The 18,223-nt window shown below is 69.0% G+C and carries 15 protein-coding genes; 8 read left to right on the plus strand and 7 right to left on the minus strand.

Annotated elements, in window-relative coordinates:
• Positions 1 to 374 precede the first annotated feature (374 nt).
• Genes IWC96_RS14185 through IWC96_RS14205 form a run of 5 tightly spaced genes read left to right on the plus strand, consistent with a single transcriptional unit; the run spans position 375 to position 6,440 of the window.
• On the plus strand, positions 375 to 1,052 hold the full coding sequence (locus IWC96_RS14185) for an SDR family NAD(P)-dependent oxidoreductase (RefSeq protein ID WP_196839128.1): 678 nt from the start codon (positions 375 to 377) through the stop codon (positions 1,050 to 1,052).
• 3 nt (positions 1,053 to 1,055) lie between these two features.
• Positions 1,056 to 1,895: a CoA ester lyase gene (locus IWC96_RS14190; protein ID WP_021697353.1), complete on the plus strand. Its 840-nt coding sequence runs from the start codon at positions 1,056 to 1,058 to the stop codon at positions 1,893 to 1,895.
• Positions 1,896 to 1,933: 38 nt separating this feature from the next.
• A complete protein-coding gene (locus IWC96_RS14195; protein ID WP_231379105.1) occupies positions 1,934 to 3,214 on the plus strand; it encodes a capsular biosynthesis protein in 1,281 nt (426 codons plus the stop codon).
• Entirely contained in the window at positions 3,211 to 5,256 is a 2,046-nt protein-coding gene (locus IWC96_RS14200; protein WP_045319026.1) for a capsular polysaccharide biosynthesis protein, read from the plus strand. The genes IWC96_RS14195 and IWC96_RS14200 overlap by 4 nt, the downstream gene beginning before the upstream one ends.
• 26 nt (positions 5,257 to 5,282) lie before the next feature.
• The gene (locus tag IWC96_RS14205) at positions 5,283 to 6,440 is read left to right on the plus strand and encodes a beta-ketoacyl-ACP synthase III (RefSeq protein ID WP_370541145.1); all 1,158 of its coding nucleotides are present in this window, start codon (positions 5,283 to 5,285) and stop codon (positions 6,438 to 6,440) included.
• A gap of 226 nt (positions 6,441 to 6,666) precedes the next feature.
• On the opposite strand, the gene IWC96_RS14210 is transcribed toward IWC96_RS14205, so the two are convergent.
• Positions 6,667 to 7,203 (minus strand): porin family protein, encoded by a 537-nt coding sequence (locus IWC96_RS14210; RefSeq protein ID WP_196839130.1) that lies wholly within the window; start codon positions 7,201 to 7,203, stop codon positions 6,667 to 6,669.
• Between the two features lie 241 nt (positions 7,204 to 7,444).
• Between IWC96_RS14210 and IWC96_RS14215 the strand changes: the two genes are divergently transcribed.
• Positions 7,445 to 8,692 (plus strand): SGNH/GDSL hydrolase family protein, encoded by a 1,248-nt coding sequence (locus IWC96_RS14215; protein ID WP_021697358.1) that lies wholly within the window; start codon positions 7,445 to 7,447, stop codon positions 8,690 to 8,692.
• The gene (locus tag IWC96_RS14220; RefSeq protein ID WP_045319027.1) at positions 8,692 to 9,606 is read left to right on the plus strand and encodes a polysaccharide deacetylase family protein; all 915 of its coding nucleotides are present in this window, start codon (positions 8,692 to 8,694) and stop codon (positions 9,604 to 9,606) included. The genes IWC96_RS14215 and IWC96_RS14220 overlap by 1 nt, the downstream gene beginning before the upstream one ends.
• On the opposite strand, the gene ppdK is transcribed toward IWC96_RS14220, so the two are convergent.
• The 6 genes from ppdK to IWC96_RS14250 form a co-directional block, all read right to left on the minus strand.
• On the minus strand, positions 9,603 to 12,293 hold the full coding sequence (ppdK, locus tag IWC96_RS14225) for a pyruvate, phosphate dikinase (RefSeq protein WP_196839131.1): 2,691 nt from the start codon (positions 12,291 to 12,293) through the stop codon (positions 9,603 to 9,605). The two genes, IWC96_RS14220 and ppdK, sit on opposite strands and share 4 nt — an antisense overlap.
• A gap of 166 nt (positions 12,294 to 12,459) precedes the next feature.
• Positions 12,460 to 14,370, minus strand: coding sequence for a 1-deoxy-D-xylulose-5-phosphate synthase (gene dxs, locus IWC96_RS14230; protein ID WP_021697360.1), 1,911 nt, complete (start codon positions 14,368 to 14,370; stop codon positions 12,460 to 12,462).
• An 81-nt stretch (positions 14,371 to 14,451) separates the two neighbouring features.
• Positions 14,452 to 15,291, minus strand: coding sequence for an S-formylglutathione hydrolase (gene fghA, locus IWC96_RS14235; RefSeq protein WP_021697361.1), 840 nt, complete (start codon positions 15,289 to 15,291; stop codon positions 14,452 to 14,454).
• The gene (locus tag IWC96_RS14240; RefSeq protein ID WP_021697362.1) at positions 15,288 to 15,671 is read right to left on the minus strand and encodes a VOC family protein; all 384 of its coding nucleotides are present in this window, start codon (positions 15,669 to 15,671) and stop codon (positions 15,288 to 15,290) included. The genes fghA and IWC96_RS14240 overlap by 4 nt, the downstream gene beginning before the upstream one ends.
• Before the next feature lie 27 nt (positions 15,672 to 15,698).
• Positions 15,699 to 16,304, minus strand: coding sequence for a bifunctional 2-polyprenyl-6-hydroxyphenol methylase/3-demethylubiquinol 3-O-methyltransferase UbiG (locus tag IWC96_RS14245; protein ID WP_021697363.1), 606 nt, complete (start codon positions 16,302 to 16,304; stop codon positions 15,699 to 15,701).
• 4 nt (positions 16,305 to 16,308) lie between these two features.
• On the minus strand, positions 16,309 to 17,415 hold the full coding sequence (locus IWC96_RS14250; protein WP_021697364.1) for an S-(hydroxymethyl)glutathione dehydrogenase/class III alcohol dehydrogenase: 1,107 nt from the start codon (positions 17,413 to 17,415) through the stop codon (positions 16,309 to 16,311).
• 59 nt (positions 17,416 to 17,474) lie between these two features.
• On the opposite strand from IWC96_RS14250, the gene IWC96_RS14255 reads away from it, so the two are divergent.
• A complete protein-coding gene (locus IWC96_RS14255; RefSeq protein WP_196839132.1) occupies positions 17,475 to 18,185 on the plus strand; it encodes an NAD-dependent deacylase in 711 nt (236 codons plus the stop codon).
• The last annotated feature ends 38 nt before the right edge of the window (positions 18,186 to 18,223 follow it).

Below are 18,223 nucleotides of genomic sequence, written 5' to 3' on the forward strand. Positions count from 1 at the left end.
GCCCGCCCCCGCCCCGCGCTTCTCCCGCACCCCCGGCGCCATCCAGGGCCCGCCTGCAAAAGCGGGCGAAAACGGCCAGGCGGTGCTGGCGCGCTGGTCCGGGGGGTCTATTTAATCCCGCTGTCTGAGAGCGGTGTACAATGGCCTCCGCAGACCCGACCGCTTGAGGCGATTTCGGACAATTCGCACTATTCGCACTCTGTTTTTTCGCCCGTTCCGGAGTCCGAATATCCGTCCACCGGTCGTCGATTTCGGACTATTCGCACTATTCGCACCCTGTTTTTTGCCGACCAGGCTCTGAAACTCTCCGATCCGGCGGTGGAGCCCCCTGACCCCACGCCCTATGGTCCCGCCCAGCCTTGAAGGAGCCACCCATGTCCCGACCCGTCATCGTCATCACCGGAGGCCACGGCGCTCTCGGTTCCGCGGTCGCCAAGGCGGCGGGCGAAGCCGGCTGGACCGTGGCGGTCATCGACCATGCCCGCCAGGAGACCCAGGGCGCCGACATGACCCTCTCCGGCGTCGACCTCACCGAGCCGGGCCAGGCCCAGCAAGCCATTCAGGCGGTCGCCGAACAGCTCGGCCGCATCGACGCCCTGCTCAACATCGCGGGCGGCTTCGTCTGGCAGACCACCGAGGACGGCGATCCCGCCGCCTGGGGCCGCATGTACGCCCTGAACGTGACCACGGCCCTGAACGCCAGCCGCGCCGCCCTGCCCATGCTGAAACAGGCGACCGACGGCCGCATCGTCAATGTGGGCGCGGCGGGGGCGCAAAAGGCCGCCGCAGGCATGGGGGCCTACGCCGCCTCCAAGGCGGGCGTCCACCGTCTGACCGAATCCCTGGCCGAGGAGCTCAAGGAGACGTCCGTCACCGTCAACGCCGTCCTGCCCTCCATCATCGACACCCCCGCCAACCGCGCCGACATGGGCGAGGCGAACGCGGACAAGTGGGTCAAGACCGCCGATCTGGCCGCCGTCATGCTGTTCCTGGCCTCGCCCGCCGCGCGGGCCATCACCGGCGCCCTGATTCCCGTCACCGGCCGGGTCTGAGCCATGACGCCCCGCCGCAGCGTCCTCTACCTGCCCGCCTCCAACCCCCGCGCGGTTGAGAAGGCCCGCACCCTGCCCTGCGACGTGGTGGTGCTGGATCTGGAGGACGCGGTCGGCCCGGACGACAAGGCCGCCGCCCGTGACGCCGCCGTCGCGGCCCTGCGCCAGGGCGGGTTTCAGGCCCGCGAGGTGGGGGTCCGCGTCAACGGTCTGGACACCGAATGGGGCGACGCCGACCTGACCGCCCTGTACGCCGCGTCACCGGCCTTCATCGTCGCCCCCAAGGTCTCCACCGCCGATCAGGCCGCCGCCTTCACCGCCCGCCTGCCGGACGGCGCCGCCCTGTGGGCCATGATCGAGACGCCCCAGGCCCTGTTCCATCTGGACGCCATCGCCGCCACAGCGCGCATGGGCGCCCTGATGCTGGGGGTCAACGATCTGGCCGCCATGCTGCGCAGCGCCCCTTCGCCCGACCGCGAGCCGCTCAAGACCGCCATGAGCCTGACCGTCGCCGCCGCCCGGGCCCACGGCCTGTCCCCCATCGACGGGGTCTTCAACGCCCTGGACGACGACGCCGGCTTCGAGGCCGAATGCCGCCAGGGCCGCCTCTACGGCTTCGACGGCAAGAGCCTGATCCACCCCCGTCAGATCGCCCCCGCCAACGCCGCCTTCGCGCCGTCCGCCGACGACATCGCCTGGGCCGAGGCCGTGGTCGCGGCCTTTGACGACCCTGCGCACGTCGGGAAAGGCGTCATCCGCGTCCACGGCGCCATGGTGGAAAGGCTCCATCTGGCCCGCGCCCGTGACACGCTCGCCTTGCATGATCTCGCCGGAACACTCTAAGACATCACAGACTCGTTATCCTCAGGCTCCAGAACTCATTGTCAGTCGCCTCGCCATCCCCGTCCGCCGGAGCCGATCCGGACGCCAGCGACGAGCCGTCTGAAGCCATTCCCGGTCTGGCCGGACGGCGCTTCCTGATCATCTCGGCGCCCTTCGGCTCCTATTCGCGCAAGCTGGCCTGCGTGCTGCGCGCGAACGGCGCGGTGGTGCGCCGCATGATCTTCAATGCGGGGGATCTGCTGGACTGGGGCTCGCGCGATGCGGTCAAGTTCCGGCGCGGCGGCGACGCCTGGCCCCACGCCCTGGCCGGGCTGGCCGAGACCTACACCGATCTGGTCCTGTTCGGCGAAGCGGGGGTCTACAACCAGACCGTGATCGAACAGGCCGAGCGCCTGAAGGCGTCCGTCTGGGTCATCGAGAACGGCTACTTCCGCCCCCACTGGGTGACCATGGAGCGCAACGGCGTCAACGCTCGCTCGACCCTGCCCCGCTCCGCCGACGGCTATCCCGCCCCGGCGCCGCGCGAGCCGCCCTTTCAGGAGGCCGGGACCATCCTGCCGCACCACGTGTGGAACCTGGCGCGGTATCACACCGTGCAGGTGGCGGGTCGTGTCCTGTTCCCCCGCTACGTCCGTCCCTACACCCGCCACGCACTGGTTCAAGCCGGGGGCCACGCCTGGCGCTACCTGAAACTGCGCCTGGCCTCTCCGCTCGCCACCGACACCGATGTGATCGCGGGACGCGGCCCGTTCTTCATCACCTGCCTCCAGCGCGAGGGCGACACGACCCTGCTGCGCTACTCCGACTACGTCACCAACACGGCCTTCCTTGAGCATGTGGTCGCCGACTTCGCCACGCATGCGCCGCCGCAGGCCCGTCTGGTCGTCAAGAACCACCCGCTGGACCCGGGCCTGGTGAACTATCAGGCGGTCGTGCGGCGGCTGGCGCGGCGCCACGCCCTCGAGGGGCGCGTGGACTTCATCGACGGCGGCAATCTGGCCGCCCTCTGCCGGGCATCCCTCGGCATGGTGGTGAACAACTCCACCGCCGCCTTGTCCGCGGTGGGCTTCGGCACGCCGGTCAAGGTGCTGGGGCAGGCGTTCTTCGACTTCGAGGGCCTGACGGACCAGCAGCCCCTGTCCCGCTTCTGGACCGCCCCGCAGACCCCGGACCACGACCTCTACGTCCGGTTCCGCGAGCATGTGCTCCACCGCACCCAGATCAACGGCAGCTATCATAACCCCGCCATGCAGGACGTGACCGCCCGCCGCATGGCCATGGCTTTCGCCGGGGGCTGGGACCGGGCCCAGGTCCAGTGAGCACGCGCGCGCCCGCATGGGTCTGCGCGCCCGGCGTCCGCCGCCTGCCCAATCTCGCGGCCTTCCTCCCCGAACACGACCTGCGCGCCCTGCCCGGCCGCGACGTTCAGGCGGTGCTGGGCTGGGGCATGAAACCCACCGCCGCCCACGGGCGCCGCTGGTCCGAAAAGCACGGCGTGCCCTATGTGGCGCTGGAGGACGGCCTGCTCCGCTCCGTGGGTCTGGGCGAGGCGGGCGCCACATCGCTCAGCATCGTGGCCGATGATCTGGGCGTCTACTATGACGCCACGCGGCCCTCGCGGCTGGAGCAGTTGATCGCCGGGGCTCCGGCCTGGATGTCCCCCGACCTGCGAATCCGCGCCCGCGCCCTGATCGACCGCATCGTCGAGAGCGGCGTCTCCAAGACCAATTTGGGCGGCCCGCTGAACGCTGGTCTGCTCAAGCCCGGCCGCCGCATCCTGATCGTGGACCAGACGCTGGGCGACGCCTCCATCGGCTTCGGCCTGGCCTCGCCCCGATCCTTCATCGACATGCTGGACGCCGCCCGCCGCGACGAGCCCCGCGCCCAGCTGATCGTCAAGCGCCACCCGGCCGTGGCCGCGGGCCGCAAGCAGGGCTGCATCCCCGCCGACCTCCTCGGCGACGTCACCCTGATCGACACCGACGTCCGCCCCGCCGACCTGCTGGCCCAGGTGGACGCGGTCTATACGGTCACCAGCGGCCTGGGGTGGGAGGCGCTGCTGCGCGGCCTGTCCGTCCGCTGCTTCGGCGCGCCCTTCTATTCCGGCTGGGGTTTGACCACGGACGCCGTGGACACCGGCCGCCGGGGCCAGTTGCGCGATATCGAATCCATCGCCGCCGCCGCCCTGATCCGCTACGCCCGCTATGTGGACCCGGTCACCGGCCGCGCCTGCGAGGCGGAACAGGCGCTGGAGCGCCTCATCGCCCTGCGCGACCGCGCCGACCGGCTCGCGGGACTGAACGCCTGCGTCGCCTTCGCCCCGGCCAAGCGCCCGCCCGTGCGCCGCCTGCTGAACTCGCCAAAGGGACCGGTGCGCTATTTCGCCTCCGCCGCCCGCGCCCGCACCGCCGCCGAAACCGAAGACGGGCGCATCGTCTGCTGGGCCTCGCGCACCGGCGCGGATTTCGAGCAGGCGACCGAGGGCTTCACCGGTCCGATCCTGCGCATGGAGGACGGCTTCATCCGCTCGCGCGGGCTCGGTTCGGACTTCGTCGGCGCCCTGTCCGTGACGCTGGATGATCTGGGCGTCTATTACGACGCCACGCGCCCCTCGCGGCTGGAGACCCTGATCGAACAGGGCGGCTTCTCGCCGACCCTGCTGGACCGCGCCGCGCGCCTTCGGGAGCGGATCGTTTCGGCGGGGCTCAGCAAGTACAACCTGCCCGCCCCGGCCGGGGCCTTCGACGCCTGGCCAAAGAAGCGCCAGCGCATCCTGATCGTCGGCCAGGTGGAGAACGACCAGTCGATCCTCAAGGGCTGCGCCCACATCCGCACCAACGCCGGACTGGTGGCCGCCGTGCGGGCGGACCATCCGGACGCCTTCCTGATCTACAAGAACCACCCCGACGTGCTGGCGGGCAACCGTCCCGGCATGCTGGACGGCGCGGCGCTGGACGCCGTGGACGCCTCGGCCGACGGGCTCGACATCATCCAGTGCCTGGACCACGCCGACCGTCTGGCCACCCTGACCTCCCTGTCCGGCTTCGAGGCCCTGCTGCGCGGCAAGCCCGTGACCACCTACGGCACGCCGTTCTTCGCCGGCTGGGGCCTGACCGAGGACCGCGTCCCCTGTCCGCGCCGCACACGCCGGGCGAGCCTGGACGAACTGGTGGCCGCAGCGCTGATCCTCTACCCCGTCTATGTGGCCCCCAACGGCTGGCCCTGCGAGGCCGAGGATCTGGTCGAGGCCCTGATCACCGCCAAGGGCGTTCCGCCGCCCCGGGCGCCCGCCAACCAGATCGCCCGCTGGTGGACCGGCATCCGCGCCAGTCTCGACCGCACGCCGCCGCCGTCCTATTGATGGGCCTCGTCAAGGAAACGAACCCAGTGAACGATTCTCCCAGAGCGGTCATAGCCGCCACCGGCCTGCACACGCCCGAACACGCGCTCTCGAACGCTGAACTGGTGACGGCCTACAACGCCTTCGCCGAGCGCTTCAACGCCGCCAACGCCGAGGCCATCGCCGCCGGCGAGCTGGAGGCGCTGACGCCGTCCTCGTCCGAGTTCATCGAGAAGGCCTCGGGCATCAAGTCCCGCTTCGTGGTGGAGAAGTCGGGCATCCTCGATCCGGACCGCATGGTCCCCCACATCCCCGAACGCTCGAACGACGAGCTGTCGGTGCTGGCCGAAATGGCGGTCAAGGCCGCACAGGAAGCCATCGCCCGCTGGGGCAAGCCGGTCAGCGAGATCGGCGCCGTCATCTGCGCCGCCTCCAACATGCAGCGCCCCTACCCCGCCATGGCCATCGAGGTGCAGCAGGCCCTGGGAATCGAGGGCTTCGCCTTCGACATGAACGTGGCGTGCTCCTCGGCCACCTTCGGCCTCAAGACCGCCGCCGACTTCATCGGCTCGGGCTCGGTCAAGGCGGTGCTGATGGTGAATCCCGAGATCTGCTCGGCCCACCTGAACTTCCGCGACCGCGACAGCCACTTCATCTTCGGCGACGTGGCCACCGCCGTGATCGTCGAGGCCGCCGATCAGGCCACCGGCGGCTGGGACATCCTGGGCACGCGGCTCAAGACCGTCTTCTCCAACAACATCCGCAACAATTTTGGCTTCCTGAACCGCGCCGCCCGCGACGACGTCACCGCCATCGCCGACGGACCGCGCCCCGACGGCATCACCGACAAGCTGTTCGTCCAGCAGGGCCGCAAGGTCTTCAAGGACGTGGTGCCCATGGTCTCCGAGATGATTGTGGATCACGCCCGCGATCTGGCCATCGATCCGACTGCCCTCAAGCGCCTGTGGCTGCACCAGGCCAACATCAACATGAACGAGATGATCGGCAAGCGCGTCTTGGGCCGCGAGCCGGCGCCGGGCGAGAACGTCATCATCCTGGACGACTACGCCAACACCTCGTCGGCCGGATCGATCATCGCCTTCCACCTGCACAACGAGGGATTCGCGCCGGGCGACACCGGCTTGATCTGCAGCTTCGGCGCCGGCTATTCCGCCGGCTCGGTGTTCGTCCGGAAGCGCGCCTGACGCTCAAGCCGCAAAGCCCCGAGGGCCAAGGGTTAGCGCCACAAGGCGCTCAAGCAGCGAGCGGCCGCGTCGCGAGCGTTAGCGCCCCAACATGCGCTCAAGCAGCAAGGCCCCGCGGGCCGCGCGATAGCGTCCCAACAACGAGAAAGGCGCGCTTCCTCTCCGAAGCGCGCCTTCCCTGCTCGATAGCGGGGCTCCGTCGCCGGAGCCCCGATGTCATCCGGCCTTAGAAGCGGCGGATGTAGCTCACCGAGTAGACGTCGGCTTCGCCGCCGTCGTCGGTGAAGTCGCGACGGGTCCAGTCGCCGCGGACGCCGTTCTGGCCGTCGAAGAAGTAGTTGGCGCCGACGCCGTAGTTCCAGCTTTCGCCGTCTTCGGTGACGCTGACGCCCGCGGCCGAGGCCTCGAGTTCAGTCGTGCCGTAACCCAGGCGGGCGAACAGCTCGAAGTTCGGGTTCACCGGCAGGAAAGCCACGCCATAGGCGGCCAGGTCGTAGTTGTGATCGATGTCGGCGGTGACTGCGCCAATGGTGACTTCGTCGTCACGGACGCCGAACGAGCCTTCGCCTTCGAAGCCGAAGTACGGCGTCAGCTTGGCGCCGAAACGGCCGGTGATGGCGCCGAGTTCGACATCGGCTCCGTCAGCTTCCATGTGCGAGTAACCCAGCGAACCGTAGTATTCGGGCGCGGGCCAGCTTTGCGCCATGGCGGGCGCGGCGGTGAACATGGCGATAGCGGCGGTAGAGAGAAGAATCGTTTTCATTTAGTAACACTCCGTGAGCAGCGACTTCTTTGGTCGCCAGCCCCAAATCCCAGCGAATGTTCAAATAGGTATCCCATGAGGCAGTTCCAAGGCCAAACGATTACACAAGCGTAACGGTGGCCCAAAAGACACACACCGCGTTCTGCGGCCCCCTTGACGATGTGGGTGGAAAGCCGGACCCTTCAGGCCTGATAGCGCTACCACGACATTGAGATCGCGGCGCGCGACAGGGAGGACGATCATGATCTCGAGACGCCGCCTGGTGAGCGCGTTCGCCGCCCTCGGCCTCATTCTGGCGCCGGTCGCGGCCCTTGCCGATGACGGGCGATGGGTCGGCGCTTGGGCGTCGTCCCAGATGGTCGCGGAGAACGAACACGCCCTGCCCGACAGCGCCATGGACGACGTCACCCTGCGACAGGTGGTGCGTCTGACCGCGTCCGGCGACCGGATCCGGGTCCGGGTCTCGAACGCCTTCGGCGACGCGCCCCTTCGCATCGCCCGCGCTGCGGTAAGCCGACCAACGACCCGCGACGGCGCCATAATCGATCCGGCCATGGTCAGGCGCCTCACCTTCGCGGGCCGGCCCGACGTCATGGTCCCGGCCGGGGCCGAGTTCGTCTCTGATCCTGTGGACTTCGAGGTGGAGGCCCTGTCGCATCTGGCCATCACCCTTCATGTGGCCGACGCCCCTTCGCGCCTGACCGCCCATCCCGGCGCCCGGGCCACCAGCCGCATGGCGTCGGGCGACCAGACGGGCGCCGCCGCCCTGACCGATGAGACCACCTTCACCCGCTGGTATCTGCTCTCCGGCGTGGACGTGCTGGGCCCGCCAGAGGCCGGGGCGATCGTCGTGCTGGGCGACTCCATCACCGACGGCTATGGGGTCCAGCCGGACACCGACGCCCGCTGGCCCGACTTTCTCGCCGAGCGGCTGCAGGCTGATTCCCGCGCGTCCCACCTCAGCGTGCTGAACCACGGCATCGGCGGAAACCGGGTGCTGCGCGACGGTCTGGGCCCCAACGCCCTGGCGCGGTTCGAGCGAGACGTGCTGGGCCAGACCGGCGTGACCCACCTGATCCTTCTGGAAGGCGTCAACGATCTGGGTGTCCTGACCCGCGACGCGCCGGCGACGCCCGAGGCGCATGCCCAGCTGGTCGCCGACATGATCGCCGCCTACGCCCAGATGACCGCCCGGGCGCGGGAGCGGGGGATCACCGTCATTGGAGCCACCATCACGCCCTACGGGGGCTCGGACTACTATCATCCGGACGCGCAGAACGAGGCGGACCGGCAGGCGATCAACGCCTGGTTCCGGACGCCCGGCAATGTGGACGCGGTGATCGACTTCGACGCGGTCATGCGCGATCCGGAGCGGCCCACGCACCTGCGGGCCGAGTACGACAGCGACGGCCTGCATCCGTCCATTGACGGGTACCGCGCCATGGGCGAGGCGGTGGACCTGACGCTGTTTCTGACGCACGAAGACTGATGCGCTTCGCCCTGATCGTCCCTTTCATCGTTTGGGCCGCCCCCCTGTGCCTGCCCGCCGCCGCGGGGGCGCAGCAGATCGCCATCACCATTGATGACGCGCCGGTGCACGGCCCTGTGCCGGAGGGCGAGGCCTATGTGGGGGTCGCCGCCCGCATGATCGCGGCGCTGAGCGAGGCGGGCGACGCCCCGGCGACCATCTTCATCAATGGCGGGCCCGTCGAGCAGAACCCGGACGCCGCCGCGGCGCTGGACCTGTGGCGGGCGGCGGGCCACCCGCTCGGCAACCACACCTGGACGCACCAGAACCCGAACGCCATCGGGGCGGACGCCTACGAGGCGGAGATCCTGCACAACGAGCCGCTGCTGGCCGTGCTGATGGGCGAGCGGGACTGGCGCTGGTTCCGCTATCCGTTCCTGGCCGAGGGCGAAGATCCGGTGCTGCGCGACCGCATCCGGGCCTTTCTGGATGAGCGGGGCTACCGCGTGGCCTCGGTCACCATGAGCTTCGACGACTGGGCCTGGACCGAGCCCTATGTGCGCTGCCGGGCGCAGGGCGACGACGCGGCCGTCGCCCGGATGGAGCGGGCCTATATACAGGCCGCAGACGCCGCCTTCGACCACTCCAGGGCCATGGCCCGCGCGCTGTACGGCGAGGACATTCCCTATGTCCTGTTGCTGCACACCGGCGCGTTCCACGCCCGCATGCTGCCTCAGGTGCTGGCGTTGTATCGCGGCAAGGGCGCGACGTTCGTCTCCCTCGAAGAGGCGCAGAGCCACCCCTTCTATGAGGCGGACATTCGGGTCACGCCGTCGGACGGACCGCTTTATCTGGAGACGGCGCTGGCGGCGCGGGGACAGACCGCACCGCCCAAACCCTGGGACATCGCCTGGCTTGAAGAGGTCTGCCGCTAGCGATCCTTTTCGCGCTCGGTGCCCGCCTGCGCATGCAGCGCGGCCTGGGCCGCCGCCAGCCGCGCGATCGGCACGCGGTAGGGCGAGCAGCTGACGTAGTCGAGACCGGCTTCCTCGCAGAAGGCGATGGAGGACGGGTCGCCGCCGTGCTCGCCGCAGATGCCCAGCTTGACGTCCGGGCGCACGGCGCGGCCGCGCTCGGCGGCGATGCGGATCAGATCGCCGACGCCTTCCTGGTCCAGCCGCACGAAGGGATCGGTCTCGAAGATGCCCTTGTCCATGTAGGCCTGCAGGAAGCGGCCGGAATCGTCGCGGCTGATGCCGAAGGTGGTCTGGGTCAGGTCATTGGTGCCGAAGCTGAAGAACTCCGCGTTCTCGGCCAGGTCCCCGGCGCGCAAGGCGGCGCGGGGCAGCTCGATCATGGTGCCGACCTGATAGTCGACCCTGTCGCCTGCCGCCGCGAACACCGCCTCGGCGGTGCGATCGGTCAGCTCGCGCAGATATTTCATCTCCAGACCCAGCGCGACCAGCGGGTGCATGATCTCGGGCGTGGGCGCGGCGCCGGACTCGGCCTTCACCGCCAGCGCGGCCTCGAGGATGGCGCGCACCTGCATCTCATAGATCTCGGGATAGGCCACGCCCAGCCGGCAGCCGCGATGGCCCAGCATGGGATTGGTCTCGGCCAGATCCTTCGCGCGGCGCTTCAGCTTGGCCGCGTCCAGACCCGATGACGCCGCCAGGGCGTCGATGTCCTCGTCCGAGTGGGGAATGAATTCGTGCAGCGGCGGGTCCAGCAGCCGGATCGTCACCGGCAGGCCGGCCATGATCTGGAACAGCTCGGTGAAGTCCGCCTTCTGGAACGGCTCGATCTTGGCCAGGGCCGCGCGACGGCCCTGTTCGTCGTCGGCGAGGATCATCTCGCGCACCGCCGCGATGCGGGTCTCGTCGAAGAACATATGCTCAGTGCGGCACAGGCCGATGCCCTCGGCGCCGAAGCCCCGCGCAGTCTTGGCGTCCAGCGGAGTCTCCGCATTGGCCCGCACCTTCAGGCGGCGGACCTTGTCGGCCCAGGCCATCAGGGTCTGGAAATCGCCGGTCAGTTCGGGCTCGATCATGTCGACCGCGCCCTCCAGCACCTCGCCCTTCGAGCCGTCGATGGTGACGATCTCGCCCGCGCGGAACTCGCGACCCCGGGCACGGAACAGGCCCGCCTCCTCGTCGATGTGGATTTCTCCGGCGCCGGAGACGCAAGGCCGTCCCATGCCGCGCGCCACCACCGCCGCGTGGCTGGTCATGCCGCCCCGGGCCGTGACGATGCCGCGCGCCGCGTGCATGCCGTGAATGTCCTCGGGCGAGGTCTCCTCGCGCACCAGAATGACCGCGTCGCCCAGCTGGCCCAGACGCTCGGCCTCGTCGGAATCGAACACCACCTTGCCCGTGGCCGCGCCGGGGCTGGCGGGCAGGCCGGCGGCGATGACGTTGCGCTGGGCCTTCGGGTCGAGGGTGGGGTGCAGCAGTTGGTCCAGCGCCGAGGGATCGACCCGCTGGATGGCTTCTTCCTGGCTGATGACGCCCTCGGCGGCCAGATCCACGGCGATCTTCAGCGCGGCCTTGCCGGTGCGCTTCCCGTTGCGGGTCTGCAGCATGTAGAGCCGGCCCTGTTCGACCGTGAACTCGATGTCCTGCATGTCGCGGTAGTGGCTTTCCAGCTTGCCCACCACGTCCACGAACTGGCCGAACACCTCCGGCATGGCCTCTTCCATGGAGGGCGCGCTCTCGCCCATCTCCTCGCGGCCCGCCTTGGTCAGGGACTGGGGCGTGCGGATGCCGGCCACCACGTCCTCGCCCTGGGCGTTGATCAGGAACTCGCCGTACAGCTTCGCCTCGCCCGTGGACGGGTTGCGGGTGAAGGCGACGCCGGTGGCCGAGGTCTGGCCCATATTGCCGAACACCATGGACTGGATGTTCACCGCGGTGCCCCAGCTCTCGGGGATGTCGTGCATGCGGCGGTAGAATTTGGCCCGGTCGTTCATCCAGCTGTCGAACACGGCGCCCACGGCGCCCCACATCTGGGCGGCGGGGTCCTGCGGGAAAGGCTCGCCCTGCTCGCGCTCGACCACGGCCTTGTAGTCGGCGACGACCTTCTCCCAGTCACCGGCCGTCAGCTCGGTGTCGACCGAGACGCCGAGGCGGTCCTTGTGGTCGTCCAGCACCTCCTCGAACAGGTCATGGCCGATGCCCAGCACCACATTGGAGTACATGGTGATGAAGCGGCGATAGCTGTCCAGGGTGAAGCGCCGGTCCCCGGACAGGGCCGCCAGCCCCTCCACCGTCTGGTCGTTCAGGCCCAGGTTCAGAACCGTATCCATCATGCCCGGCATGGAAGCGCGGGCGCCCGAGCGCACCGACACCAGCAGCGGATTGGCCGCGTCGCCGAAGCGCTTGCCGGTCAGGGTCTCGACCTGTTCCAGCGCCGTCTTCACCTGGCCCTCCAGATCGGCGGGGTAGGTCTGGCCCTGGGAGAAATAGTGGACACAGGCCTCGGTGGTGACGGTGAAGCCGGGCGGCACCGGGAGCCCGAGGGAGGACATCTCCGCCAGGTTGGCGCCCTTGCCGCCGAGGAGGTTCTTCATCGAAGCGTCGCCGTCGGCGGAGCCGCCGCCGAAGCCGTACACCCACTGGGTCATGTCTGCGTCGTTCCTGAGTTCAGTCTGTGGAATGGGCGGGGTTGGTCCCCGCCTCTGAGCCGGCGCGAAGCTAGCGCGGCAGTGCAGCAAAGGCCACGCCGCGCCGTAACAAATCGTGAGCGATCGTGACGGTTCCTTCTCCGATCGGCGGAGAGGAAAGCCGGCGTCAGGCCCGCGCCTTTGCGCTCGCCGCATCCACGCCCAGCGCGGTCAGGGCGGTCGCGGCGATATGCTCCGCGTTCAGACCGGCCTGGGCGTACATGGTCTCGGGCTTGTCCTGGTCCTGGAACACGTCGGGCAGATGCAGGGTCCGCACCTTCAGTCCCGCGTCCAGCGCGCCCTTCTCGGCCAGCATCTGCAGCACGAAACCGCCGAAGCCGCCCATGGCGCCCTCCTCGACCGTGATCAGGGCCTCGTGCTCGCGGGCCAGACGCAGGATCATGTCCTCGTCCAGCGGCTTGGCGAAGCGGGCGTCGGCCACGGTGGCGGACACGCCCCGCGCCGCCAGAGCCTCGGCCGCCTTGAGCGATTCCTGCAGCCGGGTGCCGAGCGAAAGGATCGCGACGGTCGTCCCCTCACGCACGATGCGGCCCTTGCCGATCTCAAATGGGGCGGCCAGTTCGGGAATCTCCACCCCCACCCCGTCGCCGCGCGGATAGCGGAAGGCCGAGGGCCTGTCGTCGATCTCGAGGCTGGTGGCGATCATGCCTGCCAACTCTGCCTCGTCCGAAGCCGCCATCAGCACCATGCCCGGCAGGGCGCCCAGGTAGCCGATGTCGAACGACCCCGCGTGGGTCGGCCCGTCGGCGCCCACCAGACCGGCCCGGTCCAGGGCGAACCGCACCGGCAGCGACTGGATCGCAACGTCGTGCACCACCTGGTCGTAGCCGCGCTGCAGGAAGGTGGAATAGATCGCCGCGAACGGCTTCATGCCGTCCGCCGCCAGCCCTGCGGCGAAGGTCACCGCGTGCTGCTCTGCGATGCCCACGTCGAAGGTGCGGTCCGGGAACGCCTGGCCGAACAGGTCCACGCCGGTGCCGCCCGGCATGGCGGCCGTGATGGCGACGATGGACGGGTCGCGCTCGGCCCGCTTGATCAGCTCGGTCCCGAACACCTTGGTGTAGCTGGGCGCATTGGAGATGGACTTGGACTGCTTGCCCGACACCACGTCGAACTTGACCACCCCGTGGTACTTGTCGGCGCTGTTCTCGGCGGGCGCATAGCCCTTGCCCTTCTGGGTCACCACGTGGACCAGAACCGGCCGGTCCGTGATGGCCGCGGCGTTCTTCAGCACCGGAACCAGCACATCCATGTCGTGGCCGTCGATGGGGCCGACGTAATAGAAGCCCAACTCCTCGAAGAAGGTCCCGCCCGTGACCATCCCACGGGTGTATTCCTCGGCCTTGCGTGCGGCATCGCGGAACGGGCGCGGCAGATGCTCGGCCATCTTCTTTCCGAAGCGCCGCATGTTCTGATAGGCGCCGCCGGACACGAGCTTGGCCAGATAGGCGCTCATCCCGCCGACCGGCGGGGCGATGGACATGTCGTTGTCGTTCAGGATCACGGTCAGCTGGCCGGTGGTCTCGGCCGCGTTGTTCATGGCCTCATAGGCCATGCCGGCGGACATGGAGCCGTCGCCGATGACCGCCACCACCTTGTTGCCGGACTTCTTCTGGTCCCGCGCCGCCGCGAAGCCCAGGGCCGCGGAGATGGAGGTGGAGGCGTGCGCCGCGCCAAACGGGTCGTAGTCGCTCTCGGCCCGCTTGGTGAAGCCCGACAGGCCGCCGCCCTGACGCAGGGTGCGGATGCGGTCGCGCCGTCCGGTCAGGATCTTGTGCGGATAGCACTGGTGCCCGACGTCCCAGATCAGGATGTCCTTGGGCGTCTCGAACACATGGTGCAGGGCCACGGTCAGCTCGACCACGCCCAAGCCTGCGCCCAGGTGCCCGCCGGTCACGGACACGGCGTCGATGGTTTCGGTTCGCACCTCGTCGGCCAGCTGTCGCAACTGGGCGACGCTGAAACCACGGGTGTCAGCGGGAAAGGCGACGGTGTCGAGAAGCGGAGTGTCCGGCATAGGCCCTTCTAGTCCGTGATCGGCGCGGAGGCGATAGCCCCTGTGGCCGCATGGACATCAACGCACGGCAGGCGGATCGGATCAGCCCTTCAGCCGCGCCGCATGGAAGGCCACGTGATCGTCGATGAAACTGGCCATAAAGAAGTACGAATGGTCGTAGCCCGGCTGCATCCGCACGGTGAGCTTCTGGCCCGCCTTGTCGGCCGCCGCCTTGAGCAGTTCGGGCTTGAGCTGGTCGGTCAGGAATTGGTCGCCGTCGCCCTGATCCACCAGAATGTCGTCGTAGACCCCCGAAGCCGCCCCGGATTCCAGCAGCAGCGCCGCGTCGTGCTTCACCCATTCCGCCCGGTCGTCGCCCAGATAGGCGGTGAACGCCTTCTCGCCCCAGGCGCATCGGGTCGGCGAGGCGATGGGGGCGAAGGCCGAGACGCTCTGGAACAGCTCGGGATGGCACAAGGCCAGGGTCAGGGCCCCGTGCCCGCCCATGGAGTGGCCGAAGACGGAGCGCGTCTTCGTCGTCGGGAACCCGGCGTCGACAAGGGCGATCAGCTCGTCCGTGACGTAGCTCTCCATGCGGAAGTGCGGCGCCCAGGGCGCCTGGGTCGCATCCACATAGAACCCGGCCCCCTGCCCCAGATCATAGGCGTCGTCGTCCGCCACGCCCTGACCTCGCGGCGAGGTGTCGGGCGCCACAATGATCACCCCATGCTCGACCGCCGCCCGATACGCCCCGGCCTTGGACGTAAAATTATCCTCGGTGCAGGTCAGGCCCGACAGCCAGATCAGCACCGGAAACGGCCCCTCCCCCGGCGGCGTGAACACCGACAGGGTCATGGGCGTGCCGGTGATCGCGCTGTCATGACGGCAGTACCGCAGCGTGCCGCCGTGGACGATATGGGTCTTGGTGGTTTGCAGGGTCATTTCGGCCTGTGCATGGCGCAGATCTTGTTGCCGGACGGATCGCGCAGATAGGCCAGCACCAGCTTCCCGAACGCGCCGTTGCGCTCGCCGGGCGGGTCCTCGATGGCCGTGCCGCCCGCCGCGACGCCGGCGTCGTGGAAGGCCTGGACCATCTCGGGGGTTTTCGCATGAAAACCGATGGTGCCGCCGTTGGCGTGGCAGGCGGGCTCGCCGTCGATGGGCGCCCCGATCGCGAAGGCCCCTCGGTCCGTGCGCCACCAGAACCGCCCCTTGGGGTCCGGCCCCTGCGCCCCCGGAATCCCCAGCGCGCCAAGCGCCGCGTCATAGAACCGGCGTGACGCCTCAATGTCGTTCGCCCCGACGGTGATGTGCGTGAACATAGGTTTCCTCTCTCGTTCCTGCTGGTCTTAGCGGGCCAAAGACAGCCACGTCCATCTGACTCCCATGGCGCGATTGCCGGCCTGCAGGGACTCCGCCTGGGCAGCCAGCCGCACCGACAGACCATGGCGGCCTGCCAGGGCAATGGTTTCGTCGGCGGTCGTTGCGAACACGGGCCGGGTCGCGGCCCCAGGGCCGTGCCGAACCGAAAGGATGATCTGGCCGCCGTCCGCGACGAGGGCGGCCAGATTCGCCATGGCGGGAGGACGCATCGTTTCGTCCAGATGCTGCCAGACCGCCGAGAGAACGATCAGATCAAATTGCTCGCGCAAGGCCCGGACGACGTTCAGATGCGGCAGCCGGTCGTCCAGCCAGCGGACCCGATCCCCCCGGAGTCGTTCCCCGGCCTGACGCAAGGCCTCAACGGGCTCGACCGCCGTCGCCTCATGGCCCTGCTCGGCGAACCAACCCGCGACGTAGCCTGTGCCCGCGCCCACATCGAGCATCCGCCCCGCCGTCGTCGGCAGGACAGTCATCACCGGGGCCAGAAGCCGCGCCGGATCGAACCCTTCCATCCGGCCGATCTGATCCGCCGAAGCATCCGCATAGCCGCGCAGGACCGTCTCGACCGTCATGGCCTCAGAACACCACCACGCTGCGGATGCTCTTGCTCTCATGCATCAGGTCGAAGGCCTTGTTGATGTCCTCCAGCGGCAGGGTGTGGGTGATCATGGGGTCGATCTCGATCTTGCCGTCCATGTACCAGTCGACGATCTTCGGCGTGTCGGTGCGACCGCGCGCGCCGCCGAAGGCCGAGCCGCGCCAGACGCGGCCGGTGACCAGCTGGAACGGGCGGGTCGCGATCTCCTTGCCCGCCTCGGCCACGCCGATGACGATGCTCTCGCCCCAGCCCCGGTGACAGGCCTCCAGCGCCTGACGCATCACCGTGGTGTTGCCGGTGCAGTCAAAGGTGTAGTCGGCCCCGCCGCCGGTCATCTCCACCAGATGGGCGACCACATCCGACACATCCTTCGGATTGACGAAGTGGGTCATGCCGAACTTGCGGCCCCACGCTTCCTTGTCAGGGTTCAGGTCCACGCCCACGATCATGTCGGCGCCCACCATCTTCAGGCCCTGGATGACGTTCAGCCCGATGCCGCCCAGGCCGAACACCACGCAGTTGGCGCCCGGCTCAACCTTGGCCGTGTTGACAACCGCCCCCACGCCCGTGGTCACGCCGCAGCCCACGTAGCAGGCCTTGTCGAAGGGCGCGTCCTTGCGGATCTTCGCCAGGGCGATCTCGGGCAGCACGGTGTAGTTGGAGAAGGTCGAGCAGCCCATGTAGTGGGCGATGGCTTGGCCCTTGTAGCTGAACCGGCTGGTGCCGTCGGGCATCAGGCCCTTGCCCTGGGTGCCGCGAATGGCGGTGCACAGGTTGGTCTTGCGGCTGAGGCACGACTTACATTGCCGACATTCCGGCGTGTACAGCGGGATGACGTGGTCGCCCACCTCCACCGAGGTCACGTCCGGCCCGACTTCCACCACCACGCCCGCGCCCTCATGGCCCAGGATCGAGGGGAAGATGCCCTCGCTGTCCAGCCCGTCCAGCGTATAGGCGTCGGTGTGGCAGATGCCCGTCGCCTTGATCTCCACCAGCACCTCGCCCGCGCGCGGTCCCTCCAGATCCACCTCGACGATTTCGAGCGGACGTTTGGCTTCGAATGCGACGGCGGCGCGGGTCTTCATGGGCAGGCTCCAGAGTGATGGCCCCCTTCTAGGCCATGCCGGGGATGCTATGAAACCGCATGAGCAAACGAAATCTCGTCGTCCTGACCGGCGCCGGCGTCTCGGCTGAGTCCGGCGTGCCCACCTTCCGGGCGGCGGACGGGCTTTGGCTGGGCCATCGGGTCGAGGACGTGGCGACGCCCGAGGCGTTCGCGCGCGATCCGGCGCTGGTGCAGGACTTCTACAACAAGCGGCGCCGGCAGCTGGCGACCGTCCACCCCAACGCGGCCCACCGGGCCTTGGCCGCGCTGGCTGCGCGGTGGGAGGGCGGCTTTCTGCTGGTGACCCAGAACGTAGACGACCTGCACGACCGCGCCCACGCCGAGACGCCGCCGGCGCCGGGGTTCGACCTGATCCACATGCACGGCGAGTTGAGGAAGGCGCGCTGCACGACCTCGGGCGTGGTCTGTGACTGTCCCGACGATCTGGAGACGGACCACGCCTCGCCCCACCATCCGGCCGGACGGCTGCGCCCGCACATCGTCTGGTTCGGGGAGATTCCGCTGGAGATGGACCGCATCGAACAGGCGCTGAGCCGGTGCGACCTGTTCCTGTCGATCGGCACCTCCGGCGCGGTCTGGCCGGCGGCGGGCTTTGTTCAGGCGGCGCGGATGGCGGGCGCGCGGACGGTCGAGATCAACCTGGAGCCCACGGCCGGGCGGCGCCTGTTCGATGAGGGCGTCTACGGCCCGGCGTCCCTGACCCTGCCCGCCTTCCTGGAGGCGCTCTGAGCGTCATCTTCCGTCAGCGGTCCGCGCCTTTTCGTCGG

Origin of the sequence: Brevundimonas sp. BAL450, assembly GCF_015767455.1 — a bacterium.
In the GTDB taxonomy this organism is placed as follows: Bacteria; Pseudomonadota; Alphaproteobacteria; order Caulobacterales; family Caulobacteraceae; genus Brevundimonas; species Brevundimonas abyssalis.

Excerpts from the sequence above, each read along its gene's own strand:
- IWC96_RS14210 (WP_196839130.1), bottom strand. The coding sequence starts at position 7,203 with ATGAAAACGATTCTTCTCTCTACCGCCGCTATCGCCATGTTCACCGCC.
- IWC96_RS14190 (WP_021697353.1), top strand. The coding sequence starts at position 1,056 with ATGACGCCCCGCCGCAGCGTCCTCTACCTGCCCGCCTCCAACCCCCGC.
- fghA (WP_021697361.1), bottom strand. The coding sequence starts at position 15,291 with ATGACCCTGCAAACCACCAAGACCCATATCGTCCACGGCGGCACGCTG.
- dxs (WP_021697360.1), bottom strand. The coding sequence starts at position 14,370 with ATGCCGGACACTCCGCTTCTCGACACCGTCGCCTTTCCCGCTGACACC.
- IWC96_RS14255 (WP_196839132.1), top strand. The coding sequence starts at position 17,475 with ATGAGCAAACGAAATCTCGTCGTCCTGACCGGCGCCGGCGTCTCGGCT.
- IWC96_RS14240 (WP_021697362.1), bottom strand. The coding sequence starts at position 15,671 with ATGTTCACGCACATCACCGTCGGGGCGAACGACATTGAGGCGTCACGC.
- IWC96_RS14245 (WP_021697363.1), bottom strand. The coding sequence starts at position 16,304 with ATGACGGTCGAGACGGTCCTGCGCGGCTATGCGGATGCTTCGGCGGAT.
- IWC96_RS14220 (WP_045319027.1), top strand. The coding sequence starts at position 8,692 with ATGCGCTTCGCCCTGATCGTCCCTTTCATCGTTTGGGCCGCCCCCCTG.
- ppdK (WP_196839131.1), bottom strand. The coding sequence starts at position 12,293 with ATGACCCAGTGGGTGTACGGCTTCGGCGGCGGCTCCGCCGACGGCGAC.
- IWC96_RS14215 (WP_021697358.1), top strand. The coding sequence starts at position 7,445 with ATGATCTCGAGACGCCGCCTGGTGAGCGCGTTCGCCGCCCTCGGCCTC.
- IWC96_RS14185 (WP_196839128.1), top strand. The coding sequence starts at position 375 with ATGTCCCGACCCGTCATCGTCATCACCGGAGGCCACGGCGCTCTCGGT.
- IWC96_RS14250 (WP_021697364.1), bottom strand. The coding sequence starts at position 17,415 with ATGAAGACCCGCGCCGCCGTCGCATTCGAAGCCAAACGTCCGCTCGAA.